The organism is Streptomyces sp. (assembly GCF_035644915.1).
GTDB lineage: Bacteria > Actinomycetota > Actinomycetes > Streptomycetales > Streptomycetaceae > Streptomyces.
This window is the reverse complement of sequence record NZ_DASQNP010000109.1, coordinates 1-2,797: the sequence shown is the minus strand read 5'-3', so window position 1 is coordinate 2,797 and position 2,797 is coordinate 1. Positions and strand designations below refer to the sequence as shown.

Annotated in this window: 4 protein-coding genes; all 4 read right to left on the bottom strand. The window is 74.4% G+C overall.

Going from position 1 to position 2,797, the window contains the following annotated elements; genetic code table 11:
* The coding region (locus tag VE546_RS13015) for a TcmI family type II polyketide cyclase (protein ID WP_324921837.1) at positions 1-330 on the bottom strand (330 nt) is incomplete at its 3' end.
* Positions 331-350: 20 nt separating this feature from the next.
* Positions 351-836 (bottom strand): SRPBCC family protein, encoded by a 486-nt coding sequence (locus VE546_RS13010; RefSeq protein ID WP_324921835.1) that lies wholly within the window; start codon positions 834-836, stop codon positions 351-353.
* Between the two features lie 48 nt (positions 837-884).
* Positions 885-1,100, bottom strand: a complete 216-nt coding sequence (locus VE546_RS13005; RefSeq protein ID WP_324921838.1) for a phosphopantetheine-binding protein — start codon at positions 1,098-1,100, stop codon at positions 885-887.
* 157 nt (positions 1,101-1,257) lie between these two features.
* Complete coding sequence (locus VE546_RS13000) at positions 1,258-2,541, bottom strand: beta-ketoacyl synthase N-terminal-like domain-containing protein (RefSeq protein ID WP_324921833.1); 1,284 nt, start codon at positions 2,539-2,541, stop codon at positions 1,258-1,260.
* Positions 2,542-2,797: the final 256 nt, after the last annotated feature.

Below are 2,797 nucleotides of genomic sequence, written 5' to 3'. Positions count from 1 at the left end.
GGTGGTGGTGTTGTCCCAGTGGTAGAAGCAGTGGGCCATGGCGTCCTGGGGGGTGCGCCAGGTGGCCGGGTCGTAGGGGCGGATGTGGGCGGCGAGTTGGTCGCTGACGGCGTGGAAGGCGGGGTGGTCGGTGGCGCGGGCGATGGCCGGGCCGGGTGGCTGGCGGGTCTCGATCAGGTGCAGGTACAGGTCGGGGCCGTAGCGGAACAGGCGGCGGCGGGTGACGCCGACCAGGTGGGGCAGTTCGCCCTGGTCGGAGGCGGCGAAGATGCGGGCGACGTCGTCGGTGGCCTGGGGGTCCATCCGGGCGACGATCAGGGCGTGGTGCACGGGGTGGGGGTCCTTTGCGGCTAGTCGACGGCGGCCGGGGCGGGGGTGGGGGTGGGGGTGGTGGCTTGTGCTTCGAGCCGGTCGCGGATCAGGGCGAGCTGGATGCGGGAGTTGTGGTTGATCCGGTCGGTCATGGCGGTGTCGTCCAGCGGGGCGTCGGGGCGCATGGCGAAGTCCTGGATCCAGCGGAGCTGGACGCCGTGGGGGGTTTCGGTGTAGTGCCAGCGCAGGTGCATGTAGGCGAACGGGCCGGGTTCTAGGCGGCGGGCGGTGACGGTCAGGTGGGGGCGGTTGGTGATGCGTTCGGAGACCCAGCTCCATACGGTGCCGTCGGGGTCGGGGTGCATGGTCAGGCGGAAGGTGGTGCGGTCGCCGTCGCGGGTGAGGATGTCCACCGCGGCGTACTCGCTGAACAGGGTGGGCCAGTTCTCCAGGTCGTTGGTGGTGTGCCAGACCAGGTCCAGGGGGGCGTTGATGGTGATGGCGTTGTCGGTGTGGCCGGGCATGGCAGGCTCCGTCGGTCAGGGCCGGTGGGGCGTGGGTTGGGGGGTGGGTCAGGTGGTGGTGAGGGCGGTGTTGATGCAGGTCAGGAAGGCGCGTGGGGTGGGGCAGTGTTCGGCCTGGTCGGGCAGGGGGCGGCCGTGGCGTTTTTCCAGTTCGCCGACGATGCCCAGCAGGCCCAGGGAGTCCAGGCCCAGGGTGTCGAAGCCGGTGTCGGCGTGCTGGGCCAAGGTGGCGGGGTCGGTGGGGACGCCGGCGGTCTGGCGCATCAAGGTGGCCAGGTCGGCCAGGGTCACCGGCCCGGCGGCCGGGTCGGCGGGCCCGGCGGGGTTGGTGGGGGTGGGGTGGGCGGTGGTGAGCTGCTCGGACATGAGAGGGGGGTGCTCCTTTCCCGGTACGGACGGGCGGGTCAGAGGGTCAGGCGGGTTAGGGGGTGGGGTGGCGGAGGAGCAGGGCGGTGTTGGTGCCCTGCAGGCCGCGGCTGAGCAGCAGCGCGGTGCGCGGCCGGGCCGGGCGGGCCTGGTCGGTGACCAGGTTCAGCCCCAGCGGGCTGCCGGACAGGTTGGGGGTGGGCGGGATCAGGCCGTGCTGGAGGGTGAGGACCGCGGCGGCGGCGTCCAGTACCGGGGCGGCGCAGTAGGCGCGGCCGGTGCCGGTCTTGGGCGCGGTGACCGGCACCCGGTGGCCGTGGTCGCCCAGCGCGTCGGTCAGGGCCAGCGCCTCGGCCCGGTCCGCGGCCGGCACTCCCAGCGCGTCGGCGAAGACCACATCGACCTGGTGCGGGGCGCAGCCGGCCTGGGCCAGGGCGGTGGTGATGGCCCGGGCCAGGCCGTGGCGGGAGGCGGCCCAGCGGCCGGCGCCGGTGAAGGTGGCGGCATGGCCGGCGATCACCGCGCGGGGGGTGGCGCCGCGGGCGGCGGCGGTGGCCGGGTCCTCCACGGTCAGCATGGCGCCGCCCTCGGCCGGGGCGAAGCCGCAGGCGGTGGGGGTGTAGGGGCGGTAGGCGTGGCGGGGGTCGGGGTGGGTGCTCAGCTCGGGGTAGCCCAGCTGGCAGACCAGGGAGTAGGGGGCCAGCGGGGCCTCGGCGGCGCCGGCCAGCATGGTGGGGGTGCCGTGGTGGACGGCGCGGGCGGCGTGGGCCAGGGTGTCCAGGCCGCCGGCCTCGTCGGCGGCCAGTACTGCGCAGGGGCCCTTGAAGCCGCCGCGGATGGAGATCTGGCCGGTGCTGGCGGCGTAGAACCAGGCGATGGACTGGTAGGGGCCGACGTGGCGGGGGCCGTGGCCCCACAGGTTCTGCAGTTCCCGCTGGCCGAACTCGCCGCCGCCGGAGCCGGCGGCGGTGACCACGCCGGTGGTGTAGGGGTCGGCGAGGGTGGCCGGGTCCAGGCCGGCGTCGGTCAGGGCCTCGGCGGCGGCGGCCAGCGCGAAGTGGGTGAAGCGGTCGGTCTGCACCAGGTAGGTGGGTTCGATCACGGTGGTGGGGTCGAAGCCGTGGACCTCGCCGGCCACGCGCACCGGCAGGTGGGTGCAGCCGTCGCGGGTGAGGTGGTCCAGGGAGCTGATGCCCTCCAGGGTGTTCTTCCAGAACGCCTCGGTGCCGATCCCGCCGGGCGCGATCACTCCCAGCCCGGTGATCACCGCCCCCCACGACGACGGCGACGACGACGGAGACGGTGACGAAGACGGCGGGGACGGCGGAGTGCTGCTCATCGAATCCTCCCGTGCGGCTGGGCCGGCGTGCTGCCGGAGCGGGCGATGACCGCACCCGACAACCACCGGAACCACCGGGGGTGCCGGAGTGGCGGAGTGCTCATCGGACCTTCCCGTGTGGTCATCGGGTCCTCCCCTGTGGTCGGATACGGGCGGCGGCGCACCGGGACCACCGGGCCACCCGGAAACGCTGAAGCGTCATCGCCGCCGCCTTCTCGTGGGCCGGGCCCGGCCTGCCGGGGGCGGTGGCCACTCC